Origin of the sequence: uncultured Sphingomonas sp., assembly GCF_964237335.1 — a bacterium.
GTDB lineage: Bacteria > Pseudomonadota > Alphaproteobacteria > Sphingomonadales > Sphingomonadaceae > Sphingomonas.
This window is the reverse complement of the sequence record NZ_CAXSHM010000046.1, coordinates 1-18,709: the sequence shown is the minus strand read 5'-3', so window position 1 is coordinate 18,709 and position 18,709 is coordinate 1. Positions and strand designations below refer to the sequence as shown.

18 protein-coding genes are annotated in these 18,709 nt (G+C 66.6%); 1 reads left to right on the top strand and 17 read right to left on the bottom strand.

All coding sequences use genetic code 11. The features are described 5' to 3' along the window. Positions 1–45: 45 nt before the first annotated feature. The 17 genes from ACFE65_RS15755 to ACFE65_RS15675 form a co-directional block, all read right to left on the bottom strand. The gene (locus ACFE65_RS15755; protein WP_375383320.1) at positions 46–1,836 is read right to left on the bottom strand and encodes a xanthine dehydrogenase family protein molybdopterin-binding subunit; all 1,791 of its coding nucleotides are present in this window, start codon (positions 1,834–1,836) and stop codon (positions 46–48) included. A gap of 12 nt (positions 1,837–1,848) precedes the next feature. Beyond that, positions 1,849–2,862, bottom strand: a complete 1,014-nt coding sequence (locus ACFE65_RS15750) for an FAD binding domain-containing protein (protein WP_375383319.1) — start codon at positions 2,860–2,862, stop codon at positions 1,849–1,851. After that, entirely contained in the window at positions 2,859–3,386 is a 528-nt protein-coding gene (locus tag ACFE65_RS15745) for a (2Fe-2S)-binding protein (protein ID WP_375383318.1), read from the bottom strand. The genes ACFE65_RS15750 and ACFE65_RS15745 overlap by 4 nt, the downstream gene beginning before the upstream one ends. Next, positions 3,383–4,468: a catalase family protein gene (locus ACFE65_RS15740; RefSeq protein ID WP_375383317.1), complete on the bottom strand. Its 1,086-nt coding sequence runs from the start codon at positions 4,466–4,468 to the stop codon at positions 3,383–3,385. The genes ACFE65_RS15745 and ACFE65_RS15740 overlap by 4 nt, the downstream gene beginning before the upstream one ends. Next, a complete protein-coding gene (locus ACFE65_RS15735) occupies positions 4,465–4,980 on the bottom strand; it encodes a hypothetical protein (protein WP_375383316.1) in 516 nt (171 codons plus the stop codon). Before ACFE65_RS15735 ends, ACFE65_RS15740 begins: the two co-directional genes overlap by 4 nt. Positions 4,981–5,053: 73 nt before the next feature. Further along, positions 5,054–5,992 carry an SDR family oxidoreductase gene (locus ACFE65_RS15730; RefSeq protein ID WP_375383315.1) on the bottom strand — a complete coding sequence of 313 codons (939 nt, stop codon included), beginning with the start codon at positions 5,990–5,992 and terminating at the stop codon, positions 5,054–5,056. Positions 5,993–6,059: 67 nt separating this feature from the next. Continuing rightward, entirely contained in the window at positions 6,060–6,482 is a 423-nt protein-coding gene (locus tag ACFE65_RS15725) for a heme-binding protein (RefSeq protein ID WP_375383314.1), read from the bottom strand. A gap of 29 nt (positions 6,483–6,511) precedes the next feature. Further along, positions 6,512–6,712: a hypothetical protein gene (locus tag ACFE65_RS15720; RefSeq protein ID WP_375383313.1), complete on the bottom strand. Its 201-nt coding sequence runs from the start codon at positions 6,710–6,712 to the stop codon at positions 6,512–6,514. Between the two features lie 10 nt (positions 6,713–6,722). Next, positions 6,723–8,750, bottom strand: a complete 2,028-nt coding sequence (locus ACFE65_RS15715; RefSeq protein WP_375383312.1) for an alpha/beta fold hydrolase — start codon at positions 8,748–8,750, stop codon at positions 6,723–6,725. A gap of 5 nt (positions 8,751–8,755) precedes the next feature. Then, the gene (locus ACFE65_RS15710) at positions 8,756–9,172 is read right to left on the bottom strand and encodes a DUF1440 domain-containing protein (RefSeq protein WP_375383311.1); all 417 of its coding nucleotides are present in this window, start codon (positions 9,170–9,172) and stop codon (positions 8,756–8,758) included. Next, positions 9,141–11,054, bottom strand: coding sequence for a thiamine pyrophosphate-requiring protein (locus ACFE65_RS15705; protein WP_375383310.1), 1,914 nt, complete (start codon positions 11,052–11,054; stop codon positions 9,141–9,143). The genes ACFE65_RS15710 and ACFE65_RS15705 overlap by 32 nt, the downstream gene beginning before the upstream one ends. Positions 11,055–11,060: 6 nt before the next feature. Then, positions 11,061–11,888, bottom strand: coding sequence for an alpha/beta fold hydrolase (locus tag ACFE65_RS15700; RefSeq protein WP_375383309.1), 828 nt, complete (start codon positions 11,886–11,888; stop codon positions 11,061–11,063). Between the two features lie 280 nt (positions 11,889–12,168). After that, complete coding sequence (locus ACFE65_RS15695; RefSeq protein WP_375383308.1) at positions 12,169–13,293, bottom strand: catalase family protein; 1,125 nt, start codon at positions 13,291–13,293, stop codon at positions 12,169–12,171. A 73-nt stretch (positions 13,294–13,366) separates the two neighbouring features. After that, positions 13,367–13,942 (bottom strand): DUF4142 domain-containing protein, encoded by a 576-nt coding sequence (locus tag ACFE65_RS15690; protein WP_375383307.1) that lies wholly within the window; start codon positions 13,940–13,942, stop codon positions 13,367–13,369. A 109-nt stretch (positions 13,943–14,051) separates the two neighbouring features. Further along, a complete protein-coding gene (locus ACFE65_RS15685; RefSeq protein ID WP_375383306.1) occupies positions 14,052–15,044 on the bottom strand; it encodes a helix-turn-helix domain-containing protein in 993 nt (330 codons plus the stop codon). 392 nt (positions 15,045–15,436) lie between these two features. After that, the gene (locus ACFE65_RS15680) at positions 15,437–15,859 is read right to left on the bottom strand and encodes a transglutaminase family protein (RefSeq protein WP_375383305.1); all 423 of its coding nucleotides are present in this window, start codon (positions 15,857–15,859) and stop codon (positions 15,437–15,439) included. Further along, positions 15,790–16,062: a hypothetical protein gene (locus ACFE65_RS15675; protein ID WP_375383304.1), complete on the bottom strand. Its 273-nt coding sequence runs from the start codon at positions 16,060–16,062 to the stop codon at positions 15,790–15,792. Before ACFE65_RS15675 ends, ACFE65_RS15680 begins: the two co-directional genes overlap by 70 nt. A 672-nt stretch (positions 16,063–16,734) precedes the next feature. Here ACFE65_RS15675 and ACFE65_RS15670 point away from each other — a divergent pair. Further along, complete coding sequence (locus ACFE65_RS15670; RefSeq protein ID WP_375383303.1) at positions 16,735–18,387, top strand: recombinase family protein; 1,653 nt, start codon at positions 16,735–16,737, stop codon at positions 18,385–18,387. Positions 18,388–18,709: the final 322 nt, after the last annotated feature.

The window sequence follows — 18,709 nt, the reverse complement described above, 5'->3', positions numbered from 1 at the left end:
CGGGTCATTTCTCGATGAAAACTCCGGGTCAACTCTCAGTGCAAATCAACAGCCAGGGCTCGCCGTCTCCTCCGCCTCGATCGACGCTTCGCCGGAAGCCCGCATAATGTCGGTGAGGGAGACACCAGGACCATCGCCGGCCTTCAGCCGCAGGTGACCATCGACGAACTCGACATCCTCGAACTCGGCAGCGCCCAAAGGATCGCCGTCCATCTTCTGCGCTGCCTTGAACAGCTTCTTGCCGACCGCCTGACAGGCAAGCTGCACCGCCGCGCCGGTCGACGCCGCCGCCCACGAACCGCCTTCGACGGGCGCGGTCGGCAGGTCGCTGTCGCCCAGCGTCGCGGTGATCCGTTCGGGTGCGATGCCGAGCGTGTCCGCGGCGACCAGCGTCATCACCGTATAGGTGCCGGTGCCGATGTCCGACGTGGCACTCGCCACCTCCAGGTCGCCATTTGCGGAGAGGCGCGCGCGCGCCGCGGTCTTGGAGAACTGCGCGTCCCACATGCCCGTCGCCACGCCCCAGCCGACCAGCTCGCGACCTTCCTTCATCGATCGCGGTTCGGGGCTGCGTTCCGCCCAGCCGAACAGCTCCGCGCCCTCGCGATACGCCTCGCGCAACGCCTTGGACGTGAACGGCAGCTGGTTCATCGCCTCGGTTTCCGAATAGTTGACCATCCGGAACTCGAGGGGGTCGACCTTCGCCTGGTAGGACATCTCGTCGATAGCAATCTCGAACAGCGTCATGCCGGTCGCGGCACCCGGCGCGCGCATGTCGGCCGAGGTGTAGGTATCCCGCGGCGCGATCGTGTTCTGTCCTTCGGCGTTGGGGCAGTCGTAATTCATCATCCCCCAGGTGACGATGTCCTCCATGTTGTTCTCGAAGCGCGAGGTGGAGGTCGTGGCATCGCCGATGATCGCGGTAAGCTTGCCGGTATGCTCGGCGCCCAGCTTGATCTGGTAGACGCATTCGGGACGGTGGGCGTGGTAGAACATCTGCTGCCGCGTCATCACCACGCGGACGGAGCGCTCTAGCAGGATTGCCGCCATCGTCGCGAGCTGCACCTGCCATTGCGGCCGCAGACCCGAGCCGAAACCGCCCCCGACATAAGCGTTGACGACGCGGACGTTGCTTTTACCGAGCTTGAACGCGCTGGCCAGATAGGCCTGGACGCCCTGCGCCCCTTGCGTCTTGTCGTAGACGGTGACCTTGCCGTCGCCATGCCACTCGACCGTCGAGGCGTGCATCTCCATCGGATTGTGGTGCTCGGTCGCGAGCCGATACTCGCCTTCGACCTTGAGGGCCGCGGCATCATAGGCGGCCGGTGCGTCCTCCCGCTTCTTGGGCGGGTGGAAGGTGTTGCGGCGCATGCCCTTGGGCGGCAGGAACTTCTCGCTCAGCGAGGTGTCGAAATCGATGTTGTGAGGTTCGTCGTCGTAGCGGACCTCGACCAGGCCGGCGGCGAACCGCGCCGCCTCGAAGGTCTCGGCGATCACGACGGCGACCGGCTGGCCGGCGAACATCACCTGATCATCGTGCAGTGCCTTGAACGGCTCGCCGGGGATGCCGAGCTCGTCCTTCCAACTATGGTCGAGCCATGCCTGCTTCGGCCGGTTCTCGTGCGTCATCACCTCGACTACACCAGGCACCGAGCGCGCGGCGGTGTCGTCAACGGCAACGATGCGGCCCTTGGCGATGCGGGCGGGCACGGCGACGCCGTAGAGCAGGTTCGCGACCGCATATTCGGCCGCATATTTCGCTTTGCCGGTGACCTTGTCGGTGCCGTCGACCCGGCTCAGCGGCGTGCCGATGCCGATCTTCTGGGGAGCGTTCATGAGCGAATTTCCTTAGCGGATGCGTTTGTCGGTCTGCGATTGCGGCGTGCCGGCGGCGGCCTGGTGAAGAGCGCGGACGATAGCCTTGTGAGCGAGCGCGATCTTGAAGCTGTTGTCGCCCTGGCCGACCGCGCCGGCGAGCAGCGCGCGCGCCGCGTTGTCGAACACGGACTCGGTCGGCCGCTCGTTCCTGACCGCATCCTCCGCTTCGGTGCGCCGCCACGGCTTGTGCGCGACCCCGCCGAGCGCGATGCGGACGTCGGCGATCCGTTCGTCCTCGATCCGCATCGCGACGGCCACCGACACCAGCGCAAATGCGTACGACAACCGGTCGCGCAGCTTCAGGTAGGTGTAGTTGGTCGCGAACTCCGCGGGCGGAAGGTCGATCGCGGTGACCAGCTCGCCGGCCGTCAACGTGTTGTCGCGCCACGGCTCGTCGCCGGGAAGGCGGTGGTAGTCGGCGAACGCGATCGTCCGCTCGCCTTGAGGACCGGTCACCTGCACCTGCGCGTCGAGCGCGGCGAGCGCGACGCACATGTCGGAGGGATGCGTGGCGATGCACTGGTCGCTCGCCCCCAAGATCGCGTGGATGCGGTTGACCCCGCCGATCGCGCCGCAGCCCTGGCCGGGCACGCGCTTGTTGCACGGCGTGTCGGTATCGTAAAAATAGTAACAGCGGGTCCGCTGGTTGAGGTTGCCGCCGTTGGTCGCCGCGTTCCTCAGCTGCGGCGACGCGCCGGCCAGGATCGCGGAGGAAAGCAGCGGATAGCGCGCCTGCACGCGCTCGTCCCAGGCGGTGTCGGCGTTGGTCGCGAGTGCGCCCAGCCGCAGCCCGCCATCGTCGCGGTCGGTGATCTGCGCCAGCGGCAGCCGGTTAATGTCGACGACTTCCAGCGGCCGCGCGACATTCTCCTTCATCAGATCGATCAGGTTGGTGCCGCCCGCCAGATAGGCGGCGTGGTCGCCCGCGCCCTCGCGCACCGCCTCGGCAACATCGCCGGGCCGCGCATAGTCGAACCGGATCATGCCTGCGTCTCCACGACTTCAAGCACCGCGTCGGCGATGTTGGTGTAGGCGCCGCAACGGCAGATGTTACCGCTCATCTGCTCGCGAACGTCCTCGCGCGTGGTCGCATGACCCTCGGTGATGAGCCCCTGCGCCGAACAGATCTGCCCCGGTGTGCAGTAGCCGCACTGAAACGCGTCGTGCTCGATGAACGCGGCCTGGAGCGGGTGGAGGTTGCCCGCCGCGCCGAGCCCCTCGATCGTCGTGACCTCGGCGCCATCGACTGACACGGCGAGCTTCAGGCACGAGTTGATCCGTTTGCCGTCGATCAGCACGGTGCAGGCTCCGCACTGGCCATGGTCGCACCCCTTCTTGGTGCCGGTCAGATCGAGCTTGTCGCGCAGCAGGTCGAGTAGCGTCGTCCACGGCTCGACCTGAAGCTCGCGAGCCTCCCCGTTGATGGTCAGCGAAAGCGGCAGGCTCGCAATCGGCCTGGCGGCGACAGCGACCGCGGAGGATCGGTCGATGGTGACGGCGTCGTTCATGCCGGGATTTCCTCGATGCTGGCGGTATTCGCCGCCTGTACGCCATTCTCGCGGTGACGGAAGTCGCTAAGTGCCTGATAGACCTGCAATCTTGCCCGCATCACGCCGCCGAGCGGGCGGTGCGCGGCGAGGCTGTGGGCGGGACGGAACGTCATCACCTCGTCGAAATACCGCACCCTCTCGGGGCTGTACGCCGCCTGTCGCGGCAGACGGATCGTGGCGACGGTGCGATACTGGCTGTCCTGCGCCGGCCATTCGACCGACGTGTCCTCGATCGGCTGCGTCTCGGCATTGGCCCAGAGCTGGACGCGCAGGTCGAATACGGCGTCATGCTCGTCGAGATAGGCGATCGCGGCGTGGCGGAAGCCGTCCTCGTCTTGGTGCGGGTCGAGTTGCCAGTCCTTCAACGCGTCCTGATAGGTGGAGGACGGGAAGGAGCCGAGCTTCGCGACATAGTCGCCGTAGCGCACCGGGCACTGGCTGAAATAATAGTCGTCGATCGGGTGGCTGAAGGGATGGCCGTAGAAGTCGAGCGTCGGGCTTGGCCCGCCCGCGACGGCGTTCAACACCTTGTTGATGTTGCGCGCGATCGACGAGGCGGCACTCTTCACGCTTTCCGGCATAGGCGTCGTCGCACCGATCTTCTTGGCCTGGGACAGGAAGCCCGCAGCGGTGCCCGCCGGAAAGGTCGGGCCGCTGGCGAAGACGAAGTCCTGCGTCGGCGCGTCGTGGCCAGGCAGCTTCTCGCCCTCGACGCCGAAGACCTTGATCGCCATGCCGCGATGCGTCGACACCCGGTCACCGAGGTTTTCGCCCGGCCCCTGCGCAAAGCGGACCGCGACCTGGAACGTGCCGCCCGCGGCGAACAGCCCCTGGGCCAGCTCGGGCGGCAGGTCGTCGGCGACCGTGAGTTCGCCGATCACGCATGCGGTGCTCTTGGCGTGACTGGCGCGGACCGCATGGCCCTCGCGTTTCTCGACGATCTCGCTCTCCTGGGTCATGCCCTTGATGATGCCATCGATCGCTTCCTGCTCGTCGGGCACGGGCGTCTCAATGTCGGGAGCGTAGCGCAGGTAGGTCATGGTCGTTTCCTCGTCAGGGGCTGGTGTTTGGTGGCGACGGGAGGTTCACCGTCGGCGCGGCTCGCCGCTCTCGCGACGGCGGCGGTGATCAGTCCGAACAGGACGTGGTTCATCATGTGTATGCCGATGGTCTGCGCATCGGACCTCCACTCGCGCGGCTTCACGCCAAGGGCGGGCCCGGTGATCCAGTGCGCGACCGCGTAGAAGGCGAGGCCGAACGCGACGCCGCTGACGACGACGTCGGCATCGTCGACGGATGTGGCGGCATAGGCCGCGCCCGCGAGCGCAGAGAGAGCGAGATGACCCCCTTGGGTTACCGCCTGTTCGGTGGCGGACGGCAGCTGCTCCGAATGTGGGGTCGGCTGTCCCAGCGTCGCCGCGCTGCTGCGTTCGAGTTCGGTCAGCTCCGACGGCTTGCCGGTCTTCTTCTCCTGCAGCATCATCATCGCGGTCAGCCCGAGTCCGGCGACGAGGCCGCCGGTGATCGAACCGATCATCCGCCGACCGTTCACGCCGCTGGCTCCCTGGTCGGTTCGCTGTCCATCGCGATGGCGAGGCGAGCGGATGCGATCCTGCAGGTATTGCTCATGACGCTTCCTTCGGGGGTGACCGCGTAAGGAGTGCCGCCGCGCCGAGCGCTGCGACCAGGGCGGCGCCGCCCACCAGGGCGGGGTGGCGCTCGGCGGCGGTGTAGAGGCTGAAGCGTCGGCCCGGCTGCCGACCCGAGCGTTCCTGTCCCCGCTGGACCGGCGAGAAGATGCTGGTCTCGGGCGTCGCCGGCTGTTTCGGGTCCGACATCGGAGCTTCGAGGAGCTTAGACATGCGATCGAGCAGCGCCGGGAAGTGCGTGCCCAGCAGCACCTGCAGATGGCCCGCTCCACCGACCGTGATGTCGCGCCGGACGTGCACGGCCGCGTCGAGGATGGCCTCCGCAACCACCGTTGGGTCGTAGACCGGCGGGGGGATCATCGCCTCGCCATCGACGTGGTTGGCCGCGTGCTGCGCGATCGGCGTGTCGATGCCGGACGGCTTGATGAGCGCGACGGAGATGGGCACGCGGTCGGCGGTGAACTCCACGCGCAGCGCATCGACGAAGCCCTTCACCGCATGCTTAGACGCCGCATAGGCGCTGAGTATCGGTGAGGGCAGATCGGAGGCGATGGATCCGATCGCGATGAACGCGCCGCCTTTTTCGCGCATGTGCTCGTACGCGGTGAGCGCGCCATGCACGGTGCCGAAGTAGTTGGTAGGGAACAGCTGCTCGTGCTCGTCGAGCGGCGTGTCGATCAACTTGGCGTAGATCGCAGTACCGGCATCGTTCACCCAAGTATCGATCCGGCCGAACCGCGCCACCGCCCGGGCTCCGGCGGCGCCGACGGCTGCGGCATCGCCTACGTCGGCCACCACATAGTCGGCATCGCCTCCGGCCGAGGTGATGGCGTCGACCGCCTCCCGCAACGACGCCTCGTTGCGTGCGACGAGCATCACCTTCGCGCCGCGCGACGCCGCGAGCTTAGCCGTCACCAGCCGACCCCCGAGCTGGCGCCCGTGACGACGATGACCTGCTCGGCCAGTGGCTTGAGCGCGATACTCACGCCTTGGCCAACGCCGCCGCAGCAGCTTCCGCGACCTCGACGTCCTGGTCCACGGTTCCACCGCTCGCGCCGACGGCCCCGATCACGGTCTCGCCCGCCTTGATCGGCACGCCGCCGCCGAAGATCACGACCTTGTGCCGATTAGTGCTGTCGATGCCGAACAGCGGCTTTCCCGACTGCGCCATCTTGGCGAGGTCCTCGGTCGACATATCAAACGCGCGAGCAGTCCAGGCCTTGTGAATAGAGATGTCGATCGAGCCGAGCCACGCCCCGTCCATGCGAACATGTGCGACGAGGTTGCCGCCAGCATCCGCGACTGCGAGATTGTAGGTTACGCCGATCTCCGCGGCCTTGGCCTCGCCAGCGGCGATCACGCGGCGGGCGTCAGCGAGTGTCAGAGTCTGTATGGGGGCGGGCATGCGAGGTCCTTTCGAACGATAGAAGGAGTTCAGGCCGGAATTCGACCAACGCTGGTTCTGTTCGGAGCGACGACGCCACTCTCGCGACCATGGAAGTCGGAGGGCGTGCAGTAGACCCGCAGCCACATGGGCATTTCGGTCTCCTGCGGCATGCCCTTGTTGCCGTTGACCGACCCCTGCTCGTCGGCCTGAATCGTCTCAATGTCATCGCGGTAGCGGAGATAGGTCAAATGCCATCCTTCACTTGATGGGTTCGAACGAGAACAGCTGCGTCTTGATCGAGGGCGGCGCCCCAGGCGTGAACCACTGCGTGTCCTGGATGTGACTGGCGGTGACGTAGAGCCGGCCGTCCGGACCTTCCGAGAAGGTGTCAGGCCAGCGCAGGCGTTTGTCGGTCAGCACGGTCTCGGTGCCCTTTCCGACGAGCCGTTTGATCGAATAGTCGCTCGGCGAGGTGAGGTAGAGATCGCCGGCCTTGCTCATCCACAGCCCGTCGGCGACGTGCGTGGAGGCAACCGTCTTCACGGCGCGGGCGCGGTCGGCCTCGCTGACGTCTGGTCGCAGCTTGCCGGTCGCGATCGAGTACAGCGTCTTGCCGGTCAGCGCCTGCCAGTAGAGCGTCGAGCCATCGTTGGAGATCGCGATCCCGTCCGCGGCGAAGGCCGGCTGCCGGCCGTCCGGACGGAGCAGCGGCTTGCCGTCGAGCGTGACGGTGACGGTCTTGTCGACCTGTGTCGAGGGGTGTCCATCGAGCGTGCGGAAGGACGTGCCAGCAACCAGATCGACCACGATGATCGCGCCGCGCGTGCCGCTGTCGGTGATGTAGCCGGTCCTGCCGTCTGGCGAGAAGCGAATGTCGTTGAGGTACGTGCCCTGCAACGCCACGTCGGCGGGCACCGCGATCACCTTCGTCACGCGATTGGTCTTCAGCTCGATCCGGACCAGTTTCGGCGCGCCCTCCAGAACCTTCTCGTTGCCGGGCGCGCCGGGGTCGAGCACCCACAGGTTGCCGTGGCCATCGGGCACGATCGACTGGACGCAGACGAAATGCTCTCCGACCGGGAGATCGTTGGCCTTGGCGTTGCGCCAGTTATTCCACTTCGCGTCCGGATATGGCTTGAGGCTGCCGTCCGCCATCACCTCCGCAACCGAGATCGGCGCGTCGTCGGTCCAGCGCGGGAAGTTGACGAAACGCCGGCCTTGCTCGGTGACCGCGACGCCGGTTACCTGATGGTCGAATTCCGCGACCTGCGTCAGCTGCGAGCTGCGCCCCTGTGCCTGCGCGATGCCGACCGCGGTCGCGGCGAGGAGCCCCGCGGCCGCAACACCGGCGAGGATGGGTGTGACTTTCTTCATATATAGGCTCCGGTCGGTGGTGTCGGTGAGATCCGCCGGTTCCCCGGTGAACAGGTCAATGAGGTGGCGCGCGACCGCGTCCGGGTTCTCGCGCTGCGGGAAGTGGCCGACCCCGGCGAGCGTAACGAAGGCGAACGGTCCGCTGAACTTGCTGGGCACGTCCTTGGATGCGGACGGCGGGTTCACCCCATCGACCGCCCCCTGGACATACATCGTCGGCAGCGACAGCGTCTTGGTCGCCTTGACCTTATCCTCGAGCCACTGGCTGCCGGGATCGGGCTCGGCCTCGTCCCAGCGCGCGCGATAGCTGTGGATCGTGACCGCGTGCCAGTCGGGATTGTCGAACGACTTCGCGACCTTCTGGAATGTAGCCTCGTCGAACCAGCCGGGCGGCGACCAGTTGACCCAGTGGATGTGCGCGAAGGACTTTCGATCGGACCGCACCTTCTCGGCACCGCGCGCCGTCGCCATGAACCAATGATACCATTGGCGCTTCGCCTGCTCGAACGGCGGGGTCGGCATGCCGCCGAGCCGCGGCGGGGTGGCGAGCATCGCCATTCGCTCGATCCGGTCAGGCCAGCCGACCGCCATCGCCTCGACGGTGTTCGATCCCCAGTCGTGCCCGGCGACCATGAAGCGCTCGATCCCGAGCGCGTCCATCAGCGCGATCGCGTCCATCGCCAAGATGGCGGAGTTACCGGTGCGCGGAGCGTCCTCGTTCCGGAAGCGCGTCTCGCCGAAACCGCGCAGGGTAGGGACGATCGTGCGCAGCCCGGCGGCATTGAGCTGAGGAATCACGTCGTCCCATGTCGTCGAATCGTCGGGCCAGCCGTGCAGCAGCAGGACGACCGGCGCGTCCTTATCGCCGTCGTCCCGGTAAGCGATGTCGAGGTCCGGGGTCTGTTCGATCATCGTAATCACTTCCTGAAGCTGTCGAGCGCGGCACGGGCACCTCGCCGCGCCCCTTCAGCGACCAGGCCGAACACGAGATGCGAGGCGAGGCTGTAGGCCTGCGTGGCGGGTGCGGCCTTCCACGGCGGATCGCCGAGCCCGGCTGCCGGGACGGCCGCCTCGTCCAGCACCGCCCAAGTGCCGGTCCCGAACGCCGTCCCCATACCGGTGGTGACACGCGGCGCGAACTCGGCGGCGATCCCGTAGCCGATGCCCAGGAGCGTCCCGAGGCCGTAGTGCACGAGCTGACCGCCGAGCGGCTTGTCCTTGTCGGCGAGCGGTTCACCGGTCATGTCGCGGGCGATCCCGTTCGCGGCCTGCTCAGTTGCCGGCTCGCCGTCGTCGTCGGACTTAGGCTGGGTCAGTGCCTGGAAGTTGTCCATCGCGAACGAAGCCGCAAGCCCGGCGATCAGCCCGACCGCCGCGCCCGTCGCGATGCGCGCGCCAGTCGAGGGCGTTGGTTCGCTCACTACGCTCTCCGTGCGGCAGCAGCTCGCCAATCAGCTGGCGCGCCGTGTCGGCGATCACCTGTCCGGCACCGCGGTCGCCCTTGGCCATCGACGACATGAACGCCTTGGCCTGGACGAGCGTGACGTGGGGTGGAAGCGGTGCGACCTCTGGGTCGGTCTTCACCTCGAGCACGACCGGCCGGTCGGCGGCGAGTGCCTGCGCCCAAGCCCCGGCGAGCGCGTCGGGGGTGTCGACGAAGATGCCGGTCAGCCCCAGCATCTCCGCGAACTTCGCATACGGGACATCGGGCAGGTCCTGCGACGCCTCGTAGCGCGGGTTGCCCTCCATGACCCGCTGCTCCCAGGTGACCTCGTTGAGGTCTTGGTTGTTGAAGACGCAGACGATCAGACGTGGGTCCGCCCAGCGCCGCCAGTATTTCTGGATGGTGATGAGCTCGGCCATGTTGTTCATCTGCATCGCGCCGTCGCCTACCAGCGCGACGACAGGGCGGGTGGGGTGCGCGAACTTGGCGGCAATGGCGTAGGGCACCGCCGCGCCCATCGATGCGAGCCCGCCCGATAGAGATGCGCGCTGCCCCGCCTTCACCTGATAGTCTCGCGCGTACCAGTTCGCGCAGGAGCCCGAGTCAGACGTGACGATCGCGTCGGCTGGCAGGAGCGGCGACATCTCGTAGACGACGCGCTGCGGGTTGACGGGGTTGGCCTCCGCCATGGCGCGGCCCTTGAGCGTCTCGCGCCACTCGTTCATCTGGCTGGCGATGTCGTCCTGCCACGACCGGTCCTGCTGGCGCTCGAGCAGCGGCAGCAGCGCGCGCAGCGATTCGACCGCATCGCCGTGCAGGTTGAGTTCGACCGGGTAGCGTAAACCCAGCATTGCGGGGTCGATGTCGATCTGCACTGCGCGAGCCTGTCCATCGGCCGGCAGGAACTCGGCCCAGGGAAAGCCGGTGCCGATCATCAGCAGCGTGTCGCAGCCGTCCATCATGTCCGATGATGGCTTGGTGCCGAGCAGTCCGATGGCGCCGGTGACGAACGGCAGGTCGTCGGGCAGCACGTCCTTACCGAGCAGCGCCTTGGCGACGCCGGCGCCCAGCGTCTCCGCGACCTGCACCACCTCGGCGGCGGCACCGCGCGCGCCGGCGCCGATCAGGATCGCGACCTTCTTGCCTGCATTGAGGATGTCGGCTGCGCGGCGCAGGTCGACGTCGTGCGGCACTACCCGCGGACGCTGATACCCCGTGCCGGAGCGCGTGAAGCCGTGCGCGCGTTTCGGCTCCTCCCACACTTCGTCTTGCACGTCCTTGGGCAGGATGAGCACGGTGACGCCGTTCTTCGCCACCGCGATGCGCACGCCACGATCGACGAGGTGCCGAACCTGCGCGGGGGTCCCCGCTTCCTGCACGAAGTCGGCGACGTCGGCAAACATCCGGTCGAGGTTCAGCTCCTGCTGGTAGCTCGCGCCGCGCACCGTCGCCTCGGCCTGGCCGGCGATCGCAAGTATCGGCATGTGGTCCGACTTAGCATCGTACAGCCCGGTGATGAGGTGCGTCGCGCCAGGCCCGCCGGTCGACAGGCAGACGCCGAGCTCGCCGGTGAACTTGGCGTGCGCCGTCGCCATGAACGCCGCCATCTCCTCGTGGCGCACCTGGATGAACTCGATGCCCGAACCGCCTTTCTCTGCGCGCTGCAGCGCACCGAGCACGCCGTTGATGCCGTCCCCTGGATAGCCATAGATCCGGGTGACGCCCCAGGCCTTCAGCCGCTCGACGAAGAAGTCGCTGGTCAGTTTCGACACGGCCGCTCAGGCACCGACGAAGGTCAGCAGGTCGCGCGTCAGCCGGTCGCTGGCGGTCGCGTTGAGCCCGTGCGGCTCGCCATCGTATTCGATGAGCTGCGACTGGGTGATGGCCCTAGCGGCAGGCCGGGCGGACGCGTCTATTGGCACCGTCTTGTCCGCCGTGCCGTGGATGATGAGCGTCGGTACCCGAAACGCGGGCAGGTCCGGACGGAAGTCGGTGTGCCCGAAGGCCTGCGCCGCGGCGAGCGTCGGCCATAGCCCAGCGTGCAGCGCGGTGCCCGTCGTCATGTCGAGCACCTCCTCGCTCACCGGGCTGGTGATGAAGCCGACCCCGAAGACCTGCGGGAAGAAGGTGTTGCGGAAGAAGTGCGCGCGGTCCTTCTCGACGCCGTCGGCGATCTGCTGGAGCGTCTCTTCGGGAACGCCGTCGGGATTATCGTTGGTCCTGAGCACATACGGGACGACCGAGGAGACGAGCCCGGCGGCGACCACGCCCTTGCCCTCGTGCCGGCTCATGTAGCGCGCGATCTCGCCGCCGCCCATCGAGAAGCCGACGATCGTCGCGTCCGTCGTGGCGCCAGTCTCCTGCATCACGTCCGCGAGGTCGTCGGCGAACGTGTCGTAGTCATAGCCGCTCCACGGCTGGCCCGAACGCCCGAACCCCCGCCGGTCGTAGGTGATGGCGCGGTAACCTGCCTTCGCCAGCGCCATAGCTTGTGCGTCCCACATGTCGGCGGCGAGCGGCCAGCCGTGGGTCAGGATCACTGCACGACCTTCGCCCCAGCTCTTCACGAACAGGTCGGTGCCGTCACGAGTTTTTACGTACGCCATCGGCATCACTCCAGTAATTCGGTTTCGCCGAAAAACGACGGAGTCCTTGACGCGTTCCCTAGAATACTCGTCACATGTCACTGATTTCTATCAATATTGCCGTCCGACCCCCCCGGATAGCCGTGCCACCGCTCAGCGCCGCTAAGGCGCATGTGCGGAGGGACGCTCTCGTTCTTGGATCGGACGTCGAGGCGACTGCCGCGGCCGGCCACTTGCGCGATCTCAACCACTTCATGGAAGCTGAGGCGCTGGATCATTGTCCAGCGCCTCAGGTCTGCGCTCAATCGATTGTCATGCCCTGCGCCGGTAAGTCACCGATCGCCCGAAGCTCGTGGACCGGGCAGCCGTTTCGCTCGCCTCTGAACTGCACCGACCGATCGTAGGTCGGCTTGCGAGCCCGGTTGACGCCGCCGATCGGCTGATGGGCCGCCAAGCCGTGCCACGGGCTATACGCGATCGCCTGCTCTTGATGCTCGCTAAGACCACGCTCCCAGCCGAGCTGCGCGGGCACGGTGAGCCGCGCGACGGCGACGTACGGGCTCTCCTTCTCGTCCCAGACAATCGAGGTGTCCTCGACCGGCATCTTCTCGAGGTCGGTGCAGAGCTGGACGCGAAGCTCCCAAACGCTGTCTTGCTCGATCAGTACCTGTCCGATGTCCTCACGCAGCGCATCGGGGCGGCCGGAGGTGTCGACCTTGCTACCGGCGAGCTCGGTCAGGTTGGTAGAGACGGGCGCGACCGACAGCTTGGCGATGTAGCCGCCATGCCGCAGTGGCACCTGCGTGTAGTAGGTCTCGCCGAGCGGATGGGTGTTGGGCGCACCGCCGAGCGTCTGAATGGTCGGGCTCTGGATGCCGACCGTCTCCAACGCCGCGTCGAGCGTCTGCATCGTCGCCGACAAACCCTTCTTCAGGCCCTCGCCGACATCGGTCGTCTTGGCGAGCATCTTGAGATTGGCGAGGAAGGCCTTGGGCGTGGGCGACGCGAACGCCGGGCCGTTGACCAGGATGAAGTCCTGCGTGGTGTCCGCGTCCGACCCGGGCAGCCGATCGCCGGGTACGTCGAACAGCTTGACGGCGAGGCCGCGCGGCACACTGACGCTGTCGTCTAGGATGTCGCCGGGTAGCGTCGAAAAGCGCAGCAGCGCGTCGTAGCTGCCCGGTGCCGAGAACAGCCCCTGGGCGAGTTCGGGGGCCACGCCGGCAATCACGTCGAGCTTACCCTTCACGATCGCGTGCCCCTTGGCGTGGACGCCGCGGACCGCTGTGCCATAGTCCTTGGCGGTCGTTTCCTGGATCAGTCGGATCTGCTCGTTCAGCCCTTGGATCGTCTCGGCCTCGTCTTCGGCGCGCACTTCGACGTCGGGGGTGAACGGAACGGGCGTGTGTTTGATGTCGTCAGGCATGGCGGAACCTCAAAGCGAAAACAGAGCTGGTGGTGGAAGGCCTCCTCCCGTCGGGAGGAGGCCGGTTCTCGCGTCAGGCGCGGAGTTCGTGCGCGATGCGCTGCGTAATCATCGTATGCTCCTTGAACGTCGCCAGCGTGAGCGTCGCAAGGTGGCGTCCGTGCATCTCCATCATGTCGCTCGCGTCCGCCGGGCTGGCCAGGTAGGCGGTGGCGAGATCGCGCAGGAACACGTGGTTCTCGTACTGCGCATCGATGTACGCGCGGTCGAACGCCGCGCCGGGTGCCGCCGAGCGGATCTTGTCCAGCGTAGCCTGCGCCTTGGCGTCCATCGGCGGCGGCGTGTTGCCGAGCTGCTTCAGCACGGTCGTGACGGCGACCGCCTCGGTCAGCTCGAAACCGGCGAACTCGCGCGCGTCGGCCTTGCGCGCCCGGTCGACCGCGATCTGGCTGGTCGCCAGCGACAGCATGGCCGGGCCGAACACGCCCATCTCGAACTGGGTGTGCGTCCGGGTGCCGGAGACGTCGGGCATCGGCATCGCCGCCGGGTCCATGCCCATGCGATGCTGCCGCTGTGCCATCGCCATGGCGGGGACGGCAACGAGGGCGGCGGCGGCCCCGGTCAGGATAGTGCGACGGTCGGTAAGCATGGGCGTTCCTCTCATGGTGACCGAAGGCACACATGCGCGAGGGTCCCTGGCAGGACGGCTCGCCGATCGACCCGTTCCACAGTCGCTCGAGGATTGGACAGCCGGTCGGTCAGTCTGGACGATCGGTGACCTGCAGATCGTCCAGACCCACCGGCGGCGGCAGCGGCGCCAGCCGGTACGTCGACGGCAGCATGGCATAGGTGGCTTCGAACGCGCGGGAGAACGGCCGCGATCCGGCGTAGCCCACGCTTTGAGCGATGGCCTTGATCGGCAGGTCGGTGACCCTGAGCAGGCGTGCCGCCACCCGCAAACGCGCCTTTTGCACGAAGTCGATGGGGCCTTGTCCGAAGGTGCGTGAGAAATGATCGGAAAACGACGCCCGGCTCATGCCGGCGAGACCGGCAAGGCTGCCGACACTGTGGTCCGCGCCGGGATGCTCGATGATGGCGGCGATCGCGCGCGCCAGCCGGGGGTGGTGGAGCGCATCGAGGACGGTCGACCCGTCAGCCTGCGCCCAGTGCCGACGCAACAGCATGATGAGCGCCTGCTTCATCAGCGCCTGACACATCGCCTGGGTCCCCAAACCGGCGTTGGTGACCTCGTGGCGCATGGCATCGACGATCGCGGCCGGTACGCCGCTCGCTGCCAGGTCGTCGGCCACCGGCAAGCGCATCAGGTCGAACAGACCGAGCGCCGCCTGGTCCGGCGCCGAAACCGCGGCGCACAGCAGCAGCGTGTCATCGGCGCCGTCGCCCGCGGTGAACTCGACGAGGCCGTCCCCGATCAGCTCGCACTTGTCAGCCGCAGCGCCGGTCGCGGCGGATCTGTCGGCGTCGCCGACCCAGTGCGGCTGCAAGGCCGGCACGACCAGGACGCTCGATGGAGCGAATGGAACCGGAGCCGTCTCACCAGCCTGGATATGCCCCGACCCGCGCAGCACGAAGTGGACCGTGACGGCCTTGAACACCGGAAAGCTCATCCGCCAACCGGACTGGATCCGGCACACCGAGAAGGCGTGCGGCGCCACATCAAGGGCGGTTAGCAGACGATTGAGGGTCGGATCGATCAGCGTGGACCTTTGGGACGCATCGGCACATTGCAACGATACTTAGACTAAGGCTAGGTTCCATCACCCTTGAGCCCCTGAATCGAAGCCGTCTTTGATGGCGGTGCCTATTAGCGCTCCGACGCGGCATCGCTTCCGACTTGCGGGGTCGCGCATCTGCGTCGCGTCACGGTTCTCGATCACGCCTGGCCAGCGGCCGGTGCCCGTCGGCCGTGTCAGTTCCGTCCCGAGGGCGGCATGCCGCCTGATTGGCGCTACGGTGCGACGAGCACGCTCAGCGTCGCGGTGATCCGCTCCCGCATTTCCGGCTCGCGGGTCACCTCGAGCATCGCGCTGAGGCTACGCCGGGCGGCCGGAACCGTCGCCTTCGGTGAGTTCCAGCCTCGCGCGCTCCCACCAAGCGTGACCATGGTCTGGTGCGAAGGTCGTCATCCTGGCATAAAGAGTGAGAGCGCGTCGGCCTTGTCCTGCCTCGGCGCGGGTCGCCTGGTTGAGCAGCAGCCGGACGATAACGGACCGGTTCGGCATGGCGGCGACATGCTGGACTGCCGGTGTCGCCCCGCTCGCGGAGGATGCGACCAAGCCGCCAAGCCCTGCGCATCCACCAGCACGCCATCGCGGAACGGGTCGATGATCACGGGCGTCGCAGCGTCGCCGACCAGGACCAGTACGTGCCCCGGCACGTTCAGGATCTCGGCCGTCCAGCCGACCCGGCGGGCGGCGGCGACGTAGACGATCGACAGGCTCACCGGCATGCCGCGTCGTCGATCGATGACGCGGATCAGGTCCGCGTTGTCCGGATCAACGTAGCTCTCGCAATCGCCAGCGAACCTGAACTGCTCGGCGACCACCAGTGATAGCGCGTCGGCCCGGGACCGGCAGAGTGCGCGTCGCGGTCCTTGTGGCCAAGGCTCGACGCCATCGAGGCGAGCAGCTGTCGGTATGAGGACTCGTCGATTGCGTCATGGTCGGGGGCGGCCAGGGCCACGGCGGCCTCGTCCAGTACGATGTCGCCCTCGACCATGAGGCCAAGTCGCGTCAGTACTTCGTTCATGGGGCGAAGATGTTGCCTGCGGCGGTTACCGCCAATGCGACGTCCGATCGACGCCGTTTCAAGCCAGCAGGGTTCGCGCGCAGCAGACCGAACCTTTGCGCCGTCACCACTTGCCGTGGATGCGCATCGTTCGTTGCGGGCAATGTCTTGAGCGGTTAACAAGCAACGGTCGTCGCGGCCGGTGCGCAGTCGTAGCACTGCTTCGGGGGCATAGCTGGGGGCACGGAAAATCCAGTGCTACCAGATTATCGTTTAGTAACAATTGCATCGCTGTTGCAATGTGGATCCCTCCGTCTCCGCCGCCACCCCACCGGCTCTAGGCGACAGTAACTTCTGAAATCCCAGTGCAAGCCAAGACACCTAGCGGCTGCCACTTGGGTTGATCGTGCGTACAGGCCGCTCGAGGCGACTGTTCAGCTTGGACGGCATGGAAGCGATGATCCAGTCGGATTCACGAACGTCTTAACAAGTGTGGGAGTAGCCGACGTTGGACTAGGTCTCTATCGGCACCATTCAGCGTCGCGCTCGCGTCGGGCTGCAGCTACGCGTCTTAGGCAGGCGCGCCCAATATCTGGGCCACAACTATGTATCGATCCCGATCAGAGCTCTCACTATGCGCGGGGAACACGACAGGTTAAGGTAATATGCACCTACACCGAGGTAAGATTCTTTATGGATGCCGTGATCTATATTCGCTGGTCGAGTGCAGAACAGGGGAGGGGCAGCAGCCTCGAGCGGCAGCAGGAGGAATGCCGTCGTCACGCGGCGCTCAAAGGCTGGAACGTCATCGCCGAAATGATCGACGATGGCGTCTCGGCATTCAAGGGGCAGCATGCCGCCGTGGGCGAACTGGGTCGGTTCGTCGCCGGAGTGGAGGTAGGGGCATACCCGGACGGCGTGGTACTTCTAGCCGAAAACCTGGACCGCCTGTCCCGCGAGCAGGCGAAGAAGGTCTTTGCCTGGATGTACCGCGTTACGGAACTTGGTGTGATCGTCGCGACCGTCGAGGGGGACCGTCGCTACGACCGCGACAACCTCAACATGGCGGCGATCATCGAAGTGATCGTCAAGGCGCAGCTCGCGAACGAGGAGTCCGAGAAGAAGGCGTCTCGCCTGTCGGCGGCTTGGGCGTCCAAGCGTGGGCGCTTGGCGGGAGGGGAGCGGATCGTGCTTACCAGTCGCGCCCCGGCGTGGCTTAGGGTGGAAGGGAGTCCGCCTCGGTTCGCCGTCGTCGACGACCGCGCGGCAACTATCCGACGCATTTTTCGGGACACCGTCGCAGGCCTGGGCAAGCACCACATCGCGCGGAATCTCAATCTGGACGGTATCGAGACGTTCGGCCGGGCCAAGGGCTGGCATGGATCCTACGTCCAGAAGATCCTTAACAGCGCCGCCGTGCTTGGCGAATTTCAGCCGGGTAGAAAACCCCGTGGCGAGCGGCGAACGGCCGTCGGGGAGGCAGTTGTCGACTATTATCCCAGGATCGTCGATGCCGACCTTCATGCGGCGGCGACGCGCGCCATCTCGGGCCGGCAGCGGCGGGTGGCTGGCCGGGGCAGGCGACTGACGAACCTTTTCTCAGGCCTCGCCACCTGCGGCGAGTGCGGCTCGAAGATGACGTTTCGGGGAAAGGGGCTCAGGCGGCGTGCTGACGGGACCGAGATCAGGGAGGACTACTTGGTCTGCGACAGCTACCAGCGTGGCTGCGGCTGCGGAAATGGACACCATTTCAACTACGCCGACTGGAGCAGTGGAGTGCTCACCGCGATCTTGCACGCCGCTATGAGCGACCGGCACTTCTCATCTCCGGATGTCGTGCGCCCGATCGAGATCGAGATCGCCGAAAGCGTGCGGGTGCGAACGGCGACGAACGCGCGTGCCGAGAATGCGCTCGCGCTGCACCTCGAGACAGGTCGTGCGGAGCCGAAGGCGAAGTGGTTGGAGGCTGCACGGGAGGTCGATGAGCACGACGTTACCATCCGCAGGCTTCAGGCGAGGTTGGTCGAGGCGCGCGGGGCGGTGTCGCCCGAGGAGCACCTGCGTCGCATTCAGGCGCTGCAGAATACGCTTGAGGATGACGACGATCAGATCCGCTTCGTTGCGCGTTCGCGGGTGATGGAAGCGGTCCACGAATTGGTCGCCACTATGGTTTTCTCGAAGACGCCGCTTCAGGTGATGCTGGCCACGAAGGACGGCATCGCCGTGCAGGTGGGCTGGGAAGACCGGGGCGAGGGTCCCATCATGGCTTCCACGGCTTGGACGATGGACGGGGCGGCGAGATGGCCGGCTCGCTACAATCCGCCGGACTACGTCCAGCCGGATTAGAAGTCACTGGAAGGGCAGGTAATGACGCGCTCGGCCAACCTCACGCGGTCTGCGCTGGCAATTCCGACATCGTCGCGATCACGGTTCCTCGATGATGGCGATCAGTCGGCGGATCGCGTCCCGCCGCGTGGTGTAGCTTCCGCGGCGTGCGCGAGGCTCGCGGCGCCGTGTCGCCTGAGGAGCACCGGCGTCGCATATTCGCGTTGAGGAACACACTGGACGACGGCGACGAGCAGGTCAGGTTCGAGACGCGCTCACGAGTCATCGAGGGTAACTGCTCACGGGGTTGGCGCATGACGGCTTGATCAGGCGACTGCGAAGC